This is a genomic window from Hydrogenophaga sp. (genome assembly GCF_965657535.1).
Taxonomy (GTDB): Bacteria; Pseudomonadota; Gammaproteobacteria; order Burkholderiales; family Burkholderiaceae_C; genus Hydrogenophaga.
This window is the reverse complement of sequence record NZ_CBFHOP010000007.1, coordinates 36,519-55,685: the sequence shown is the minus strand read 5'-3', so window position 1 is coordinate 55,685 and position 19,167 is coordinate 36,519. Positions and strand designations below refer to the sequence as shown.

The window sequence follows — 19,167 nt, the reverse complement described above, 5'->3', positions numbered from 1 at the left end:
TTGGGCGCGCGTCGGTGTACGGCCGAAAACGGTGGGGTGCGGGGGCGCACGCGGGTTATTGCGGAATCGCTCCGCCGCCTTCATGGTCAAGAATGTTGGGTCGAATGGCCGTTGTTTTTCAGTACCGCGAACGCCAAAAACCGAAATCAGGAGCCTTTATGCATTACTTCGTCACCGGAGCCACCGGCTTCATTGGCAAGCGCCTCGTCAAAAAACTGCTGGAGCGCAAGGGCTCGGTGGTGCACTTTCTGATTCGCCAGGCGAGCGAAGGCAAGGTGCCCGCGCTGCGGGAATACTGGGGCGTGAGCGCCGCGCGGGCCGTGCCCGTGTTTGGTGACCTCACGAGCAAAAAGCTGGGTGTGAGCGCCGACGGTGTGAAGGCGCTCAAGGGGCAGATCGATCACTTCTACCACCTCGCGGCCATGTACGACCTGGAGGCGGATGCCGAAAGCCAGATCGCTGTCAACATCGACGGCACGCGCAGCACCGTGGAACTGGCCAAGGCTATTGGCGCGAAACATTTTCACCATGTGTCGTCCATCGCTGCAGCCGGCCTGTACGAAGGCGTGTTCCGCGAAGACATGTTCGATGAGGCCGAGAACATCGACCACCCGTATTTCATGACCAAGCACGAGAGCGAAAAGATCGTGCGCACCGAGTGCAAGGTGCCGTGGAGCGTGTACCGGCCGGCGCTGGTGGTGGGCGACAGCCGCACCGGCGAGATGGACAAGATCGACGGGCCGTACTACTTCTTCAAGCTGATCCAGCGCATGCGCCAGATTTTGCCGCCGTGGATGCCCAGCGTGGGGCTGGAGGGCGGGCGTATCAATATCGTGCCGGTGGACTTCGTGGTGGACGCGCTCAACCACATCAGCCACCACAAGCGCGCCAGCGGCCAGTGCTTCCACCTGGTCGACCCGATGGGGTACCGCGTGGGCGATGTGCTCGACATCCTGAGCAAGGCCGCGCACGCGCCCAAGATGAACCTGTTCATCAACGCCGCGCTGATGGGTTTCATTCCCAAGAGTGTGAAGAAGGGCCTGATGGCGCTGGCGCCGGTGCGCCGCGTCTACCGCGCCATCATGCAGGACCTCGGCTTGCCCGAGGACATGATGAATTTCGTCAACTACCCGACGCGCTTCGACTGCCGTGAAACGCTGGCCGCGCTCAAGGGCAGCGGCATTGAATGCCCCAACCTCAAGGACTACGCCTGGCGTCTGTGGGACTATTGGGAGCGCCACCTCGACCCCGACCTGCACATCGACCGCAGCTTGAAGGGCACCGTGGCGGGCAAGGTGGTGCTGGTCACCGGCGGCAGTTCGGGCATTGGCCTGGCCGCAGCGCACAAGTTCGCCGAGGCCGGCGCCATCACCCTCATCTGCGGGCGCGACCAGGACAAGCTGGACGAAGCCTGCAAGGAAGCCAAGGACAAGGGCTACCAGTTCATCGCTTATCCGGCCGACATCGCCGACATGGCCGACGCCGACCGTTTCGTGCAGCTGCTGATCGCCAACCACGGTGGGGTCGATTTCCTGATCAACAACGCGGGCCGCTCCATCCGCCGCGCGATCGAAGGCAGCTACGACCGCTTCCACGATTACGAGCGCACCATGCAGCTCAACTACTTCGGTTGTCTGCGTGTGACCATGGGCCTGCTGCCGGGCATGGTGGCCAAGCGCAAGGGGCATGTGGTCAACATCAGCTCCATCGGCGTGTTGACCAACGCACCGCGCTTCAGCGCCTACGTGGCCAGCAAGGCGGCGCTGGATGCCTGGACCCGTTGTGCGAGCAGCGAGTTCGCCGACCAGGGCATTTCGTTCACCACCATCAACATGCCATTGGTGCGCACCCCCATGATCGCGCCCACGCAGATCTACAAAAACGTGCCCACGCTGGCGCCCGAAGAAGCGGCCGACATGATTGCGCAAGCCTGTATTTTCAAGCCGGTGCGCATTGCGACGCGGCTGGGTGTGACGGGGCAGGTGTTGCACGCCTTTGTGCCGCGCGTGGCGCAGATCGTGATGAACACCAGCTTTCGCATGTTCCCGGATTCTTCGGCGGCCAAGGGCGAGAAGGGTGCGAAGCCGCAGTTGTCGCCGGAGGCGGTGGCTATGCAGCAGATGATGCGGGGGATTCACTTCTAGGATTTGTGGTTTTCTGAGGCTTGGTTTGGCCGAGACCCGGCAAGCCACAGGAGAAGAAACGCTCCACCGGCGCCTACAATTTGCCAAACGTCAACCCGCCGGAAAGCAAAGAATGACCACCCACACACCCGCCGACCTCTCCCACATCCAGCCCCGAGAAAAAGCCGAAATCCTCGCCCAGGCCTTGCCCTACATCCGCAAGTACCACGGCAAAACCATGGTCATCAAGTACGGCGGCAACGCCATGACCGACCCAGCCCTCCAGCAAGACTTTGCCGAAGACGTGGTGCTCTTGAAGCTGGTCGGTATCAACCCGGTGGTGGTGCACGGCGGTGGCCCGCAGATTGAAACGCTGTTGCAGCGTCTGGGCAAAAAAGGCGAGTTCATTCAGGGCATGCGCGTGACCGACGCCGAAACCATGGAGGTGGTGGAGTGGGTGCTGGCCGGTCAGGTGCAGCAAGACATTGTGGGCCTGATCAACGCCGCCGGTGGCAAGGCGGTGGGCTTGACCGGGCGCGACGGAGCCATGATTCGCGCCCAGAAGCTGCGCCTGGCCGATCAGCAAGACCCCAGCCGGGAGCACGACGTGGGCCAGGTGGGTGACATCGTCAGCATCGACCCGAGCGTGGTCAAGGCCTTGCAGGACGACCAGTTCATTCCTGTGGTCAGCCCGATTGGTTTTGGCGAGCACAACGAGAGCTACAACATCAACGCCGATGTGGTGGCGGCCAAGCTCGCTACCGTGTTGCAGGCCGAAAAGCTCCTCATGCTCACCAACATCCGCGGCGTGCTCGACAAAGAAGGCCAACTCTTCACCGAGTTGACGCCGCGCCGCATCGACGAACTCTGCGAAGACGGCACCATCAGCGGCGGCATGATTCCCAAGATCGCCGGGGCGCTGGATGCGGCCAAGAGCGGCGTGAACGCGGTGCACATCATTGATGGCCGCGTTCCCCACGCGCTGCTGTTGGAGGTGCTGGGCAACGAGCCTTTCGGCACCATGATCCGCTCACACTGAGCGCTGTTGTTTTCAGCGTGCGGCCCGCAGCCAGGGGCCGTAAACCCCTGTGCGAAAATCAAAACGCAAGCAGGGGATGACAACCACCGGGCCGGGAACGCAGCCCGCCAGCCGAACACGAACGGACCGACTGCCCATGACACCCAACGGCTCAGAGCCCATGCCCACCGCCGCATCTGACGACACCCAGCGCCACGAGCCCGCCGAGCCCGCCGAAGGCGCAGCGGGGCGCAAACGCCCCAAGCCAGGTGAGCGCCGGGTGCAAATTCTGCAAGCCCTGGCCAGCATGCTGGAGCAGCCGGGTGCCGAACGCGTCACCACGGCCGCGCTGGCTGCGCGGCTCGATGTGAGCGAGGCGGCCCTGTACCGCCACTTCGCCAGCAAGGCGCAAATGTTTGAAGGCTTGATCGAATTCATCGAGCAAGCGGTGTTTGGCCTGATCAACCAGCTGGGCGAGCGCGAACCCGACCCGCTGCTGCGCGCGCGCCGCTTGGTCACGCTGTTGCTGCAATTTGGCGAGAAGAACCCTGGTATGGCGCGTGTCATGGTGGGCGATGCGCTGGTGTTTGAAAACGAGCGCCTGCAGCAGCGTATGAATTTGTTCTTTGACAAGATCGAAGCTGCCCTGCGGCAGAACCTGCGCGAGGCAGCGGTGCTGGTGGGCACGTCAACGCCCACCGTAGACGCGCAGGCAGACGCTTCGGTCATCACCGCGTTCTGCGCCGGGCGGTTGCAACGGTTTGCTCGCAGCGGCTTCAAGCGCTTGCCCACCGAAAGTCTGGAGCACAGCCTGTCGTTGCTGCTGCCCGCTGGCCGGCTCTGAACGTCAGCCTTTACCGCCGTCCTGGGTGGGCTTTGACTCGGGGGTTAACCCTTGGTTTGCGGTTTTCCAAGCGGTTATAGGGCTGGCGCTCTACGCAATTCCCCATAAAAAATGCCCTGTTTTGCACCGCAGGGCTTTTTTTGCGGTAAAAATAGCACGACCGTTCGATTTATCGCGCGGTTTGCTTTTTTTGCCACCCAACGCGGCCTTGCCGCTCACACCGCATGCGTGTCACTTCCCCTGCCCGCCGTTCGCTCAGCGCCAGCGCTGCCAGCAAACCCATGCAAAAAGGCCAGCAAACCAAGGCCGCCATCGTCGAGGCTGCGCTGGGCCTGGCCACGCAGATCGGTCTGGAGGGGCTGTCCATCGGTGCGTTGGCTGACGTCATGCAAATGAGCAAGTCGGGCGTGTTTGCCCACTTTGGCTCGCGTGAAGAGCTGCAGATTTCGGTGGTGCGCGAATACCACGCGCGCTTTGAAGAGGAGGTTTTTTACCCCGCCATGGCCGCACCGCGCGGGCTGCCGCGCCTGCGGGCCATGTTTGACAACTGGATGAAGCGCACCTCGGTCGAGATTGACTCGGGCTGCATCTACATCAGTGGTGCGGTGGAGTTTGACGACCGCCCGGGCCCTGTGCGCGACGCGCTGGCCAGCTCGGTCAACACCTGGTTGTCGGCCATGCGCCGGGCGGTGGAACTAGCCGTGGCCGAAGGCCACCTGAACCCCGACACCGACGCCGACCAGATGGCTTTTGAAATCCACGCTCTCATTTTGGCGCTGCACTACGAGGCCCGCTTTTTGCGCAGCCCCGACTCGTTGCGCCGTGCCGTTAAAGCCTTCGAAGGCATTGTGGGGCGCTTCAGCGCACCCGCCGCCATGACCAGCACCCCTCGAACTCCTCGTACCGCTCGCACACCCCAACCAGGCGCCGCCTGATCTTTTTTCTCTCACAAACCCACTTCAGGAGATTTTCCATGCCCGTCTACAACCCACCCCTGCGTGACATGCAGTTTGTGATGCACGAGGTGCTGCACGTCACCGACGAACTGAAGTCGATGCCGCAGCACGCCGACACCGATGTGGACACCATCAACGCGGTGCTGGAAGAGGCGGGCAAGTTTGCTTCGCAGGTTATTTTCCCGCTCAACATCAGCGGCGACACCGAGGGCTGCAAGCTCAACCGCGACACCCACGAGGTGACAACGCCCACGGGTTTCAAGGAAGCTTACAAAATTTACGTGGACGGTGGTTGGGCGGCCCTGAGCTGCGACCCCGCCTATGGCGGCCAAGGCTTGCCGCTGGTGGTGAACCAGTGCCTGTACGAGATGATGAACTCGGCCAACCAGGCCTGGACCATGTACCCCGGCCTGACGCACGGTGCCTACGCTTCCCTGCACACGCACGGCACCGACGAGCAGAAAGCGACCTACCTGCACAAGATGACCAGCGGTGAATGGACCGGCACCATGTGCCTGACCGAACCGCATTGCGGCACCGACCTGGGTCTGATGCGCACCAAGGCCGAGCCCCAACCCGACGGCACCTACAAACTCACCGGCAACAAGATATTCATCAGCGCCGGTGAACACGACATGGCCGACAACATCATCCACCTGGTGCTGGCTCGCCTGCCCGATGCGCCGCCCGGCATCAAGGGCGTGAGCCTGTTCATCGTGCCCAAATTCAACGTGAACAAGGACGGCACGCTGGGCGAGCGCAATGGCATTTATTGCGGTGGCCTGGAACACAAGATGGGCATCCATGGCAACGCCACCGCGCAGATTGTGCTGGACGGCGCAGTGGGCACCCTGGTGGGCCAGCCCAACAAGGGCATGCAAGGCATGTTTGTGATGATGAACGCCGCCCGTCTGGGCGTGGGCAACCAGTCGCTGGGCCTGACCGAAGTGGCCTACCAAAACGCCCTGGCCTATGCCAAAGACCGCATCCAGATGCGCAGCCTCACCGGCCCCAAGGCCAAAGACAAACCGGCCGACCCGATCATCGTGCACCCCGACGTGCGCCGCATGCTGCTCACCGCCAAGGCCTACGCCGAAGGTGGCCGCGCGCTGGCCATCTACAGCTCGGTGTTGCTGGAAAAAGCGCACAACCACCCCGATGAAAAGGTGCGCAAAGACAGCGACGAAATGCTGTCGCTGCTGACGCCCATCGTCAAAGCCTTCCTGACCGACAACGGTTACAACGCCGCCACCCAGTGCCAGCAGGTGTTTGGTGGCCATGGCTACATCAAGGAATGGGGCATGGAGCAGCATGTGCGCGACGCCCGCATCAACATGATTTACGAAGGCACCAACACCATCCAGAGCCTGGACCTGCTGGGCCGCAAGGTGCTGGGCAACAACGGCGCCACGCTGAAGAAATTTGGCAAGCTGGTGGGCGCGCTGGTGCAAGAAGAAGGCGTGAACGAAAAGATGGCCGAGTTCATCAACCCCATTGCGGTGCTGGGTGAACAGATCACCAAGTTCACCATGGAACTGGGCTTCAAGGGCATGCAAAACGCTGACGAAGTGGGCGCTGCTGCGGTGGACTACCTGCGCGTGGCAGGTCACCTGGTGTTTGGCTATTTCTGGGCCCGCATGGCACAGGTGGCGCTGCGTGAAATGGCGGCCGCTGCATCAAGGGGCGAGCCGACCGACCCGTTTTACTTGGCCAAGCTGCAAACCGCGCGTTTTTACTTTGCCAAGTTGTTCCCCGAAACCGCCACGCTGATGCGCACGGCACGTGCGGGCAGCAAGGTGCTGATGGATACCGACGCAGCCTTGGCTTGAGCCGGTTGTTCCCTTTTTCACATCCAACTATCACAGGTGTCTACATGATCAAGACTTTCCTCAGTGCCGTTGCTCTGGCGTTGTTTGCGACCGGTGCCTGGGCCCAGAACACCCCGGTGGGTACCTGGCATTCGATCGACGACAAGACCAAAGAGATCAAGTCCGAGATCGTCATTGCTGACAACGGTGGCGTGCTTTTTGGCAAGGTGGCCAAGCTCTTGCGCAAAGACGCCAAGCAGGATGTGGTGTGCGATCAGTGCACCGACGACCGCAAAGACAAACCCGTTCTGGGCATGGAAATCATCCGTGATGCCAAGAAAACCGAGGGTAAGGACGTGTGGGAAGGCGGCAAGATTCTGGACCCCGAAAACGGCAAGGCCTACACCCTGCGGCTGACACCGATCGAAGCTGGCAAAAAACTGGAAGTGCGCGGCTCGGTGTTTGGCATTGGGCGCACGCAAACCTGGGTTCGGGTGACCAACTGACCCCCCCGCTGCGGGGTGTGACCTACCCCCGCGGCGCTTCGCGCGAGCCCCTCAAGGGGGTGGCGCCAGCAGCCCGGCAAGGCCGGTTCTGCGGTGCCTCTTGACCGAATCCCCCTCCAGCGCTGCCCAGTGAGCGGCGCTTAAAGGAAACCAACTGATGAACCGATTTCAAGTCAAAAAAGTCGCCGTGCTCGGCGCAGGCGTGATGGGTGCGCAAATTGCTGCGCACCTCGTCAACGTCAAGGTGCCGGTGGTGCTGTTCGATCTTCCTGCGAAGGAAGGCCCGAAGAACGGCATCGTCACCCGCGCCATCGACAACCTGAAAAAGCTCAAACCCTCGCCGCTGGGCGTGGCCGCTGACGCCGACCTGATTGGCCAGGCCAACTACGAAGAGCACATAGAGCTGCTGCGCGACTGCGACCTCATCATCGAGGCCATCGCCGAGCGCATGGACTGGAAGCTCGATCTCTACAAAAAGATCGCGCCCTTCGTCGCCGAGCACGCCATCGTCGCGTCCAATACCTCGGGCTTGTCGATCACCCAGCTGAGCGAAGGGCTGCCCGAGGCGATCAAGCCGCGCTTTTGCGGTATCCACTTCTTCAACCCGCCGCGTTACATGACGCTGGTGGAGCTGATCAACACCCCGACCACCGAAGCCCAGATCCTCGACGACCTGGAAGCCTTCGTCACCAGCGGCCTGGGCAAGGGCGTGGTGCGCGCCAAAGACACCCCCAACTTCATCGCCAACCGCATCGGCATCGCCGGCATGCTGGCGACCATGAAGGAAGTGGAAAACTTCGGCTTGACGTATGACGTGGTGGACGACCTGACGGGCAAGCGCCTGGGCCGCGCCAGCAGCGGCACCTTCCGCACCGCCGACGTGGTGGGGCTGGACACCATGGCCCATGTGGTCAAGACGCTGCAGGACAACCTGACTCTGGAGACAGACCCTTTCTATGAGAGCTTCGGCACGCCGCCGGTGCTGAAGGCGCTGATCGATGCGGGCCATCTGGGCCAGAAGGCCAAGGCGGGCTTCTTTAAGAAGGTGGGCCGCGACATCTTGCGCTTTGAGCTGGAGAGCGGTGAATACGTACCCGCCGGCGCCAAGGCCGACGAGGTGTATGGCCGCATGCTCAAGCGCCCCGCCGCCGAGCGCCTGCAGTTGCTGCGCAACAGCGAAGGGCCGCAGGGCCAGTTCCTCTGGGCCATTTTGCGCAACAGCTTTCATTACGCTGCCGTGCATCTGGCCAGCATTGCAGACACCGCCCGCGACGTGGACCAGGCCATGCGCTGGGGCTTCGGCATGAAGCAGGGGCCGTTTGAACTCTGGCAAGAAGCCGGCTGGCTCGACGTGGCGAAGATGATCCAGGAAGACATCGACGCCGGCAAGGCGCTGTGCCAGGCGCCGCTGCCCGATTGGGTGTTCAAGGGCCCGGTGGCCGAGGCCGGTGGCGTGCACACCGCCCAGGGTTCGTGGAACCCGAGCAAAGGTGTGTTTGAAGCGCGCCGCAGCTTGCCGGTCTACGCCAGGCAACACTTCCCCGAGCTGCTGCTGGGCGAAGCCGGTGCGAAGTTCGAGACCGCAGGCACCACCATCGAAGAGAACGACGGCTTGCGCATCTGGACGCTCGACGGTGAGGTGCTGATCGCCAGCATAAAAACCAAGATGCACGCCATCAGCCCCGATGTGTGCGAAGGCCTGATGGCCGCCGTGGACCTGGCCGAAAAAGAGTACCAGGGCCTGGTGGTCTGGTCGGGCGACGAGCCCTTCAGCGCCGGCGCCGATTTGCAAGCCATGTTGCCCGCCTTCATGGCGGTGGGCGTGAGCGCGATTGAAGACGCCGAAGGCTTCATGCAACAGACCATGCTGCGCCTGCGGTATGCCAACGTGCCGGTGGTGTCCGCCGTGCGCGGCCTGGCTCTGGGCGGAGGTTGCGAGCTGGCCGTGTACAGCGCGCGCCGCGTGGTGCACATGGAGAGCTACATCGGTCTGGTGGAGGTGGGCGTGGGCCTGGTGCCGGGTGCCGGCGGCCTGACCTACATTGCCCGTCGCGCGGCCGAGAATGCCGAGACCTCGACCGGCAAGGATCTGCTGCCGTTCCTGACCGAAGGCTTCACCGCCGCCGCCATGGCCAAGGTGGGCACCAGCGCGTTGGAGTCGCGCCAGCTGGGCTACGTGTTGCATTCCGATGTGATCGTGCCGCACAAGGACGAGCTGCTGTTTGTGGCCATCAACGAAGCCAAGGCCTTGTTTGTGGGCGGCTACCATGCGCCGCACAAGCGCCTGTTCCCGGTGGCTGGCCGCTCGGGCAAGGCGACCATTCTGGGCAGCCTGGTCAACATGCGCGACGGCGGTTTCATCAGCCAGCACGACTTCCACATCGCCTCGCTGATCGCGAACGTGGTGACCGGCGGCGACGTGGAGCCGGGCACGCTGGTGAGTGAGGATTATTTAATGACGCTGGAGCGCCGCGCCTTCTGTTCGCTGATCGTGCACCCGAAGACGCAGGCGCGGATTTTGGGGATGCTGAACACTGGCCGGCCTGTGCGGAACTGATCGTTTGCTGCCAAGCATGAGCAGACCCTCACTCCCGCCCTCTCCCGCAAGCGGGAGAGAGAGAAATCGCAGAAACAACACCCAAAAGTTTTGCCCATGAAACCCTCTGAGGCTGAGATGTCTTACCCCCTCTCCCGCTTGCGGGAGAGGGTTGGGGTGAGGGCGGGCGCCAAGGACAAAGCGCGTGAACTGCGTGAGTGCATGACAGAGGCGGAAAAACTGCTGTGGCAGCAACTGCGCAGTCGTCGCTTCCAGAGCTTCAAGTTCCGTCGACAACGTGCGCTGGGTCCTTACATCCTCGATTTCGTCTGTCTTGAAGCGGGCCTGGTCATTGAAGTCGATGGCGGTCAGCACGCCGAACAACAAGCCTACGATCAGGCGCGAACCATGTTGGTTGAAAGCCAGGGTCTGACTGTGATCAGGTTCTGGAATCACGAAGTGATGAATGAAACCCCTGCCGTGCTGGAGAAGATCTGCCAGACGTTGCAGGCCCTCACCCCAACCCTCTCCCGCGTGCGGGAGAGGGGGTAATACCGAAAGCACCTCGCTATGAAAAAAACCCAAGACGCCTACATCGTCGCCGCCACCCGCACTCCCATTGGCCGTTCGCACAAGGGCTCTTTCAAGCACCTGCGCCCGGACGACCTGCTGGCCATTGCGCTGCGCTCGGCGCTGGCCCAGGCCCCTGGGCTGGACCCCAAAGCCATTGAAGACATCATTTGTGGTTGCGCCATCCCCGAGGCGCAGCAGGGGCTGAACGTGGCACGCATTGGCGCTATCTTGGCCGGGCTGCCCAACACCGTGGGCGGTATCACGGTCAACCGTTTTTGTGCTTCGGGCCTGTCTGCGGTGCAGATGGCGGCCGACCGCATCCGTGTGGGCGAGGCCGACGTGATGATCGCCGCCGGCGTGGAGAGCATGAGCATGGTGCCCATGATGGGCAATTCTCCCAGCCTGTCGCCCGCCATTTTCAGCAACACAGACGACGTGGAAAGCTACGGCATTGCCTACGGCATGGGCCTTACGGCCGAGAAGGTGGCGCAGCAGTGGAAGGTGTCGCGCGACGCTCAAGATGCGTTTGCGGTGCAGTCACACGCCCGCGCCGTGGCGGCCATGCAGGCCGGCGAGTTCACCGACGAGATGACGCCGGTGGAAGTGACCGAGCGCCAGGTGAACCTGGAGACCGCCGAGGTCACCACCACCACCCGCACCGTGAGCCTGGACGAAGGCGCACGCCCCGACACCACGGCCGAGAGCCTGGCGCGCTTGCGCACGGTGTTTGCAGCACGCGGCTCGGTCACGGCGGGCAACAGCTCGCAAACCAGCGACGGCGCGGGTGCGCTGATCCTGGCCAGCGAGGCGGCCATCCAGCGCTACAACCTCACACCGTTGGCGCGCTTTGTCAGCTACGCCAGCCGTGGTGTGCCGCCGCACATCATGGGCATTGGTCCGGTCGAAGCCATTCCAGCCGCGCTCAAATACGCCGGCCTGCACCAGAACGATATTGACTGGTTTGAACTCAACGAAGCCTTTGCCGCGCAGTCGCTGGCGGTTATGAACACGCTGGGCCTGGACCCTGCCAAGGTCAACCCCATGGGCGGCGCCATTGCGCTCGGCCATCCGCTGGGGGCTACCGGGGCCATCCGTGCGGCCACCGTGGTGCATGCGCTGCGCCGCCACCAAAAAAAGTACGGCATGGTCACGATGTGCGTGGGCATGGGGCAGGGCGCTGCCGGCATCTTCGAACGCGTGTAGCCAGGTTCCCCCCGCGCCGCTTCGGGTCCGCCTCCGGGTGGCACTGGCGGCCCGGCAAAGGCGGTTCCGCGGTGCCCTTGTTGAAGGCACCTCGTCGCGCAAACGACTCGGAATTGAGGGCGTCTTCTGCACACTGTCGTCCATGAATCCACACGTTTTTGACCAAGCCATTGCGCTCATCGCCACCGCCGATGGCGAGTACACAGGTGCCACCTCACCCGCCTACGCCAACATGGTGGGGCCGTTTGGTGGTATCACGGCGGCCACCGTGCTGAATGCGGTGCTGCAGCATCCCGCCTTGCTGGGGGAGCCCCTGTCGCTCACGGTGAACTTTTGCGCGGCCCTGGCCGACGGGCCTTTCACGGTGTCTGCGCAGCCGGTGCGCACCAACCGCTCGACCCAGCACTGGGTGATGGCGCTCACGCAGACCGCACCGTCGGGCGAGGCTGAGACTGTGGTGACTGCATCGGCGGTGACGGCCGCGCGCCGCGAAACCTGGAGTGTGGACGACGAGCCCATGCCCGCTGTTCCGACCCCGGCCGAGGTGCCGCCGTACACCGTGCCTTCCCCGGTCGAGTGGATCAGGCGCTACGAGATGCGCCCCATCGAAGGGGCGATCCCGCACAGCTGGGACGGCACGGGGAGCGACAGTCTCTCGCTCCTCTGGATGCGTGAGGCCCATCCACGCGCTTTGGACCTGTGCGGTCTCGCAGCGTTGGCCGATGTGTTTTTTCCACGCGTCTGGCTGCGCCGCGCCACACGCGTGCCTGCGGGCACGGTGTCGATGACGGTGTATTTCCATGCAGGTTCGGCGCAGCTGGCCGAAGTGGGCCAGGGCTGGGTGCTGGGCCAAGCGCGCGCTCAGGCGTTTCGCAATGGGTTTTTTGACCAGACGGCCCAGCTATGGAACGAAGCCGGGCACCTGCTGGCCACCACCCACCAGGTGGTGTATTACAAAAACTGAGTCCGATGCCGTGGCCCCATGGCTCACGGCCGGCCCAGGAACAGGTACAGCCCGGTGTAGCCGCGAGGGGCGCTGACCAGGCTCAGGTACAGCGGGCCAATGCCGGTGTCTGCGCCCACAAACAGGCTACCGCCCGCGCGCAGACCGTCAAAGCTGATGTCGCGCCTTTGCGCCCAGGCGTTGCCCGCTTCCAGCGATCCACCCGCAAACAGAGCCCGTGCCACACCGATGCGAACGGGCAGGCGCTGGTAGTAGGTGAGGCGCCCGAACAGCAGGTAGTTGCCCGCCACCTGGCCCACGCGGTAGCCCGAGAGTTGCTGGAAGCCGCCGAGCGAATATTCGTCGATGGCACCCGGTGGGATCTGGCTGGCGCGGGCAAAGCGCGCACCCAGGTTGAAGGTGTGCACGCCCCAGGTTTTGACCCCGGTGGCGCTGCCTTCCATGCGGGTGAAGCTGGTGCTGCTGTTGCCCTCGAAGCTGCGCCTTCCTGCGACCAACTCGCCTTTCAAGCGGTAGCCGTCCGACGGGAAGTTGGCGAAGTCGAGCTGGTCTGATATGACGGCCGCGCGCAGGCCCAGCTCGCGCCACCCGAGCGACTGCACCACGTCCTTGGGTACCAGTCCTGCCACCAGCTCGGGCGTGGTGCGCCGCTGCGAGGCCACCACGCCCACGCGCATGTCGCCCAGGTTGCCCAGCAGGCCCATGGGCCAGCCCAGGTCGGCACCCACCTGAATACCTTGGCGCTGCACCAGCGCGAGCGCATCGCCGTTGGCATTGAACAGCTCCACTTTGCGAAGGCTGGCATCCACATACGCTGCAGCAAAGCGTTCGCTGGCGGTGTCCAGCGGCTGATAAATTTCAGAATACAAGCCCACCGTTTCGCCCAGTTGCACGCGGTTGCGCCACTCTGCACCGCGCTCGTTGAGCCAGTGGCGGTTGTGGCTGATGCGCAGGTTGAACGCCCCCTGGCCCTGGAAATCGGTGCGCAAGTCCAGCCCCACGCGCAGGTAGTTGGGCCCCCAGTCGTTGGGTCGCAGTTGTATCGTCAGGTCCTCTTCGCCGCTGTTTTCACGCCGGCTCAGGCGGTAGTCCACCCGCTCGTAGTCGCCGGTGGCGGCCAGTTTTTGCAGGTCGCCTTCAATCAGTGGCACGTCCACGCGCAAGCCCGCTGCGGTGTCCAGGGCCACAGCTAGGCGCTGGGCGCGTTCCTCGCTGACCCCTTCAAAACGCACGCTCGCCAGGCGCCCGATGCGCTGGGTATTGGCCTCCAGCTGCGTGCGCCGCGCGGCGGTCCATTGCTGGTAGCGTGGCGCCTCGGCCGCAAAGCGCACCAGGGCCTCGCTGATGCTCTCGGCGTAATCGTTCCCAATCTTCACCAGCTCGGCCGCCCGGTTGAAATCGGCCGACGTGAGCTGACCCAGTGGCGGCAGCAGCAGCAGGTCTTCTTTGGTCAGTGTGGCGATGCTGGCCTGCACGTTTTGCTCGGTCAGGATGTTGACCATTTGCGCCGTGATGCCCAGCACGCTGCCCAGGGTCTCGCGCCCAGCCAGCGGCGTCCCTATGTTCACCGCAATCACCACGTCGGCACCCATGCGCCGGGCCACGTCCACCGGCAGGTTGTTCACCAGCCCGCCGTCGCCCAGCAACCGGCCATCCACTTCCAGCGGTGCAAACACGCCCGGCACCGACATGCTGGCACGCAGGGCAGCGGCCAGGTCGCCGTGCTCCATCACCACCGGTCGGCCGGTTTCCATGTCGGTGGCCACCGCGCGAAAGGGTGTGGGCAGTCCGTCAAACGTGGCCAGGTGGCGGGTCGACAAGGTGTAGCGCCGCAGCAGCATTTCCAGCGAGCGGGTCGACACAGCGCCGCTGGGCAGCCGAAACTCGCCGTCCCGAAAACCCAGCTGCAATGCCGGCGAGAGCTCGAAGTCTTCTTCCTTGCGGCGTTGCGAGAGCAGCTGGCGTGGCTCCCGGCGGTCGAACAGATCGCCCCACTCCACCGCCAGAATTTCGCGCTCCAGCTCGTCGGCGCTCATGCCGCTGGCATAGAGCCCGCCAATGATGGCGCCCATGGACGTGCCCACGATCAGGTCCACCGGCACTTGCGCAGCCTCCAGCGCTTTGAGCACGCCCACATGCGCAAACCCGCGCGCTCCGCCACCCGAAAGCACCAGCCCCACCACCGGGCGGCTGGCGGTTTGGGCGGAAGGCCCAGGCTCGGCAGCCCACAACGGGCCGGCCAGCACAAGCATGGCAGCGGCCAGGCACCAGCACATCAGGCGGTGCAGCGGGTGCTGGATGGGGTGGGTGTTGGGCATGGGTGCGGCGCGCAGAATGAGCGGGGTCGGTCAATCGGTGCCAAGGGCCAGTCCCTTGGCAGCAGCGCAAAGTGTAGGGGGCGTGTCCCGCATTGGGCATGCCGACCCAGACGGCGCGCGCCTTTCGTGGTAATTTGGCCACCCGTTCGTTCCCGACGGCCCGGCTCCATGCACCGCACTGGAGCACTGCGGGCCGTTCACACCCTACCCATTTCACCCACCATGAGCGACATACTCGTCCATACCGAAGCCGGCGTTTGCACCCTCACGTTCAACCGCCCCGACAAGAAGAATTCCATCACCGCCGCCATGTACGGCGCCCTGGCCGACGCACTGCAGGCCGCTGAGGCCGATGCCAGCGTGCGATGCGTGGTTTTCCAGGGTGTCGAGACGGTGTTCACCGCCGGCAACGACATTGGCGATTTCCTGAACAACCCGCCCGCCTCACACGACTCGCCGGTGTTTCGCTTCTTGCGCGGCATCGCGCAGTTTCCCAAGCCCGTCATTGCTGCCGTGTGTGGCCCGGCGGTGGGTATTGGCACCACGCTGCTGTTCCATTGCGACCTGGTCTACGCCGGCGACAACGCAGCGTTTTCCATGCCTTTCGTGAACCTGGGCCTGTGCCCGGAAGCCGCCTCTAGCCTGCTGGTGCCCCAGATGTTGGGCTACCACCGCGCGGCAGAAGCGCTGCTGCTGGGCGAACCCTTCATGGCCGAGGCGGCGCTGGAGGTGGGCCTGGTCAACCGCGTGCTGCCGCCCACCGAAGCCGCAGGCTATGCGCAGAGCGTTGCCCGCAAGCTGGCGGCCAAGCCCATCAGCTCGCTCATCGAGACCAAGCGGCTAATGAAAAAGGGCCAGTCACAGCAGGTCATGGCCACCATGGCCGAAGAAGGCCAGAGCTTTGGCCGCATGCTCAGCGAGCCGGCCGCGCGCGAAGCCTTTACCGCGTTCATGGAGCGCCGCAAGCCCGACTTTTCGCAGCTCTGAGCGTTTGGCCTGGTGCCGCCAAGGGCCGTTGGCTGACAGGTCTTTGCGACCCGCGTAAGCTGGCGGCCAACGCAGCGCACGTGTAGCCGCTGCACCCTTCATATCAGGACCACCTCCATGGATGACGACCGTTGCTGCGGCACAGGCACTTGCATCATCAACGACGAAGGCCTCTGCTGGTGCGGCCAGCAGTGGAACGGTGAGCGCATGTGTTTTCCCGAAAAGACACCGTCATCGCCCGCTGACGAGCCTGCGATAGACGCCGCCGAAGACGGCGGAGATTGACGCGCTAGCCAGGAAAACGCTGCGGCCCATCGCCAGGCTGCCACACCGGGTATTTGTGCATGCAGGCGGCAAACAAGGCGCTGTCCAGCCAGCGGGTCAGCCAGCCCTGGGTGGCGGGCCAGGGCGCTTGCGCCCACCATGCGGCGTCCACCGCCGCGAATTGCCGCACAAACGGAAACACAGCCGCATCGCCCCAGCACGGGCCACCCCCACCCAGGTGCCCGCTGGCCAGCAGGGCGGCTTCCAGCGGTTCGATCAGGCAACGCACCGCTTCGTCCCGGTAGGCCGCTTGTGCGCGATCGGGATGGCGCTCCGGGTATTTGTAGCGGTCCAGCCAGTGTTTGAAGTCGCCGTCGTTGGCGTTCACCAGCTGGCGCGTGGTGGCGCCGTCGCCCCGTTGCAGCCAGTCTGTGTTGCTGGCCTGAACCAGTGCCCAGTGCATGATGTCCAGGCTCTGCGTGAGCACGTCGCCGGTTTCGGTCACCAGCACCGGCACCGTGGCCCGGGGCGACACCGCCAGCAGCTCGGCCGGTTTGCGTTTCAGGTCCACCTCGCGCAGCGCCACGGCCACGCCGGCATGGCTCAGCGCCAGCCGCGCCCTGATGGCATACGGGCAGCGGCGGAACGAATACAGAATCGGCAGCGCAGCCAAGGTGCCACCCGGGTCTTCAAACCGCGCCCACCAGCGCGGTGTAGGCCTGGCGCGTCTGGGGCGACACGGCGGCCAGCACCTGTGCGTGGGCGGTTTTTTGCCGCGCCATCAGGCGGGCCGAGGCCACTGCCTTGGAACGGCAAAACCAGTGGCAGGTGTGCTGGAACAAAAACAACTCGGCCGACAGCGTGTACGCCTGTTCTTTGCGGCCCAAGCCGGCGGTGTTGTGCACGGCGCTGGCGAAACCTTTGGCGTGAATCGCCATGAGCTGGCGCAGATCGAAGGTGGCGGCGGGCAGCCAGCGTGTGGCCAGGGGCACCGCCAGTGGCCAGCGCAGCACGCGGGCCTGTTCTTCACCCATGTGGGCCATGTCGGCAGCCAGGCGACCCATCTGGTCGGCCACCGATTGCTCGGTGCTCACCAGCATGCGCCAGATCGGTTCGCTGCGCTGCGGGTCGCTTTCACCCAGCGCCCGCAGGTAGCCTTCGGTCAGGTTTTCCATCAGCTTTTCCAGCTGGTACTTGCGCAGGTAGCCGCTGAGCAAGCCAATGCGCTGGCGCTGTTCGACGTTTTTCATGACGTAGGCGCCCACGCCCAAGGCCAGCATGATGAGGTAAGTGTCCATGCGGCTATTGTCGGGCCCCGCGCAGCGTGCCACGCGTGACTCGACCGCAGACTTTCAGCCGCTCAATGGCTGCGCAGCAGATGGTCGCGCAGGCCGAGCAGCAGTTTCTTGCCGGTGGCGTCGCTGCCGTGGGTAAAAAGCTCCTGGGCGCTCAGCAGCGCGTAGCCCTCGGCGGGTGCCAGCGCCAGCGGGTGGTCGGTCACAAAAGCCATGGACCAGTCTGAAAAGCTGCGGGCTCTCAGCGGGGCATCCCAGATTTTTTCTATCGACTGGTGCCGGCTGTCTTGGGCAATGGCGTTGTACAGGTCGGCGATGACCGCCTGCTCGCCTTCGATCAGCTGCAAAAATTTGCCGGCGTGGTAGACCAGCATGCCAGTGACGCCAAGCGCCGTGTTGTCCCTCCGCGACTGGGAGAGCAACGCGCACAGCTCGCTGTCCTGCAGGGGCTTGCTGGCGAGACTGACATAAACGATTTCTTGCAGGGCCATGGTTAACGGCTTTTTTTCAGGTGGGTGGGGTATGCGTTATTGCATCAATATACGCCTTAAGAATTAATTAAAGCGGCGTGGCCTCCCGTTCGAGCCCGTCGCCGTGTGGCCGCAAGGCTTTCGCCGGCCAAACCGGCGCAGCCCATCAGCAAAAAAAAAGCCCCGGCGCTGGTGCGCGGGGGCTTGTGAAACCACCGTGCCTGGCGCTGTGGCCAGGCGCGGAAAGGGTTTACTGCATTTGCTGAATGCCGGCGAGCAGCCAGCCGCCCGAGCCATGGCGGGGCTTGCTCAGGTGCCAGATCTCGTCAAACGCTTCGGTCTCGGCGCCGTCACCTTCACGGGTTTCGCCCGTGAACCGCACGCTCACCACGTAGCCGTCGGCGTTCTCTTCCACGTCGATCACGTCGCCGTCGATACGCACCACGTCGGTGTGTTGCTCGGCAGCACCGCGGTCGGCGAGGTCCATTTTCAGTTCGGCAAACATTTCAGGCGTGGTGAACTGGCGCAGGTCGTCCAGGTTGCCGGCGTCGTTCGCGGCTTGCAGGCGGATGAAGTTGACCTTGGCGTTGCGCACGAAGCCAGCTACGTCAAAGTCGGCAGGGATGCGGTTGCCGGTGGGCGCGTTGGCCCCAATGCCGGCGCCGATCATGGAGCCACCCGAAGCGGTTGGCGGCATGGCTGCTTTGAAGGCAGGCATGGGCTGCGAGCCACCTGCGGCGCCAGCGCCAGCGTAGGCCATGCCACCGCTAGAGCCCGCCTGGGCGGCCGCGCGCTTGCGCATCACCATGCCCACCACCGCCAGCACGGCCATGATCATCAGGCCGATCATGAGCATGTTGGCCAGGCCTTCACCAAAGCCGAGGTGCGAGGCCAATGCCATCAGGCCGATACCCGCCGCCAGGCCAGCGATGGGACCCAGCCATTTGCTGCGGTTGGAAGCGGCAGCGGCAGCCGGAGCGGCAGCCGCTGCACCGGGCGCAGCCGACGGCGTTTGTGCAGGGGTTGCTGTGGGCGCTTTGGGCGGGGTGGCATCGCGTTGCATGCCCAACGACTTGCCACCGCCCATGCGGCGAGCCGCCTCGGCATCCATGGCCACGGTGGACAGGCCCAAGGCAAACACCATGGCCAGCAGCGAAAGGGACTTCTTCATCAAGGTCTCCGTTAGAAAGGGAATAGAACGGATCTCAGGTTAGAGCATTCATAACCCTTTAAAAAGCAGACAAATATGGATGATTTCTTCGTTAAAACAGGATGTTGCAGTTGTGAAGTTGAGGGTAAACC

The 19,167-nt window shown here is 63.9% G+C and carries 17 protein-coding genes; 12 read left to right on the top strand and 5 right to left on the bottom strand.

Translation table 11 applies throughout. The features are described from left to right. Positions 1-158: 158 nt before the first annotated feature. The 10 genes from ACTG4K_RS13320 (at position 159) to ACTG4K_RS13275 (ending at position 12,531) form a co-directional block, all read left to right on the top strand. On the top strand, positions 159-2,144 hold the full coding sequence (locus ACTG4K_RS13320) for an SDR family oxidoreductase (protein ID WP_439114700.1): 1,986 nt from the start codon (positions 159-161) through the stop codon (positions 2,142-2,144). A 112-nt stretch (positions 2,145-2,256) separates the two neighbouring features. Further along, entirely contained in the window at positions 2,257-3,162 is a 906-nt protein-coding gene (gene argB, locus ACTG4K_RS13315) for an acetylglutamate kinase (RefSeq protein WP_439114699.1), read from the top strand. Between the two features lie 136 nt (positions 3,163-3,298). Beyond that, a complete protein-coding gene (slmA, locus tag ACTG4K_RS13310) occupies positions 3,299-3,985 on the top strand; it encodes a nucleoid occlusion factor SlmA (protein ID WP_439114698.1) in 687 nt (228 codons plus the stop codon). 224 nt (positions 3,986-4,209) lie between these two features. Further along, positions 4,210-4,920, top strand: a complete 711-nt coding sequence (locus ACTG4K_RS13305; RefSeq protein WP_439114697.1) for a TetR/AcrR family transcriptional regulator — start codon at positions 4,210-4,212, stop codon at positions 4,918-4,920. Between the two features lie 38 nt (positions 4,921-4,958). After that, positions 4,959-6,770, top strand: coding sequence for an acyl-CoA dehydrogenase C-terminal domain-containing protein (locus ACTG4K_RS13300; RefSeq protein ID WP_439114696.1), 1,812 nt, complete (start codon positions 4,959-4,961; stop codon positions 6,768-6,770). A 44-nt stretch (positions 6,771-6,814) separates the two neighbouring features. Continuing rightward, entirely contained in the window at positions 6,815-7,255 is a 441-nt protein-coding gene (locus ACTG4K_RS13295) for a DUF2147 domain-containing protein (protein ID WP_439114695.1), read from the top strand. 157 nt (positions 7,256-7,412) lie between these two features. Further along, positions 7,413-9,812 carry a 3-hydroxyacyl-CoA dehydrogenase NAD-binding domain-containing protein gene (locus ACTG4K_RS13290; RefSeq protein ID WP_439114694.1) on the top strand — a complete coding sequence of 800 codons (2,400 nt, stop codon included), beginning with the start codon at positions 7,413-7,415 and terminating at the stop codon, positions 9,810-9,812. Positions 9,813-9,929: 117 nt separating this feature from the next. After that, entirely contained in the window at positions 9,930-10,343 is a 414-nt protein-coding gene (locus tag ACTG4K_RS13285; RefSeq protein WP_439114693.1) for an endonuclease domain-containing protein, read from the top strand. Positions 10,344-10,361: 18 nt separating this feature from the next. Beyond that, positions 10,362-11,567 carry an acetyl-CoA C-acyltransferase gene (locus tag ACTG4K_RS13280; protein WP_439114692.1) on the top strand — a complete coding sequence of 402 codons (1,206 nt, stop codon included), beginning with the start codon at positions 10,362-10,364 and terminating at the stop codon, positions 11,565-11,567. Between the two features lie 142 nt (positions 11,568-11,709). Continuing rightward, entirely contained in the window at positions 11,710-12,531 is an 822-nt protein-coding gene (locus ACTG4K_RS13275; protein WP_439114691.1) for an acyl-CoA thioesterase, read from the top strand. Between the two features lie 23 nt (positions 12,532-12,554). On the opposite strand, the gene ACTG4K_RS13270 is transcribed toward ACTG4K_RS13275, so the two are convergent. Next, positions 12,555-14,849: a patatin-like phospholipase family protein gene (locus tag ACTG4K_RS13270; protein ID WP_439114690.1), complete on the bottom strand. Its 2,295-nt coding sequence runs from the start codon at positions 14,847-14,849 to the stop codon at positions 12,555-12,557. A gap of 222 nt (positions 14,850-15,071) precedes the next feature. Here ACTG4K_RS13270 and ACTG4K_RS13265 point away from each other — a divergent pair, with 222 nt between their 5' ends. After that, positions 15,072-15,836: an enoyl-CoA hydratase gene (locus tag ACTG4K_RS13265; protein ID WP_439114689.1), complete on the top strand. Its 765-nt coding sequence runs from the start codon at positions 15,072-15,074 to the stop codon at positions 15,834-15,836. Between the two features lie 117 nt (positions 15,837-15,953). Beyond that, a complete protein-coding gene (locus ACTG4K_RS13260) occupies positions 15,954-16,121 on the top strand; it encodes a hypothetical protein (RefSeq protein ID WP_439114688.1) in 168 nt (55 codons plus the stop codon). A gap of 4 nt (positions 16,122-16,125) precedes the next feature. Here the strand turns inward: ACTG4K_RS13260 and ACTG4K_RS13255 are convergent, their stop codons facing one another. The 4 genes from ACTG4K_RS13255 to ACTG4K_RS13240 all read right to left on the bottom strand — a co-directional run bounded on the left by ACTG4K_RS13255 (position 16,126) and on the right by ACTG4K_RS13240 (position 19,036). Next, positions 16,126-16,773: a glutathione S-transferase gene (locus tag ACTG4K_RS13255; protein WP_439114687.1), complete on the bottom strand. Its 648-nt coding sequence runs from the start codon at positions 16,771-16,773 to the stop codon at positions 16,126-16,128. A 16-nt stretch (positions 16,774-16,789) separates the two neighbouring features. Then, positions 16,790-17,398, bottom strand: coding sequence for a hypothetical protein (locus tag ACTG4K_RS13250; protein ID WP_439114686.1), 609 nt, complete (start codon positions 17,396-17,398; stop codon positions 16,790-16,792). Between the two features lie 62 nt (positions 17,399-17,460). After that, on the bottom strand, positions 17,461-17,886 hold the full coding sequence (locus ACTG4K_RS13245; RefSeq protein WP_439114685.1) for a BLUF domain-containing protein: 426 nt from the start codon (positions 17,884-17,886) through the stop codon (positions 17,461-17,463). Between the two features lie 229 nt (positions 17,887-18,115). Beyond that, positions 18,116-19,036 (bottom strand): Tim44 domain-containing protein, encoded by a 921-nt coding sequence (locus ACTG4K_RS13240; protein WP_439114684.1) that lies wholly within the window; start codon positions 19,034-19,036, stop codon positions 18,116-18,118. Between the last annotated feature and the right edge of the window lie 131 nt (positions 19,037-19,167).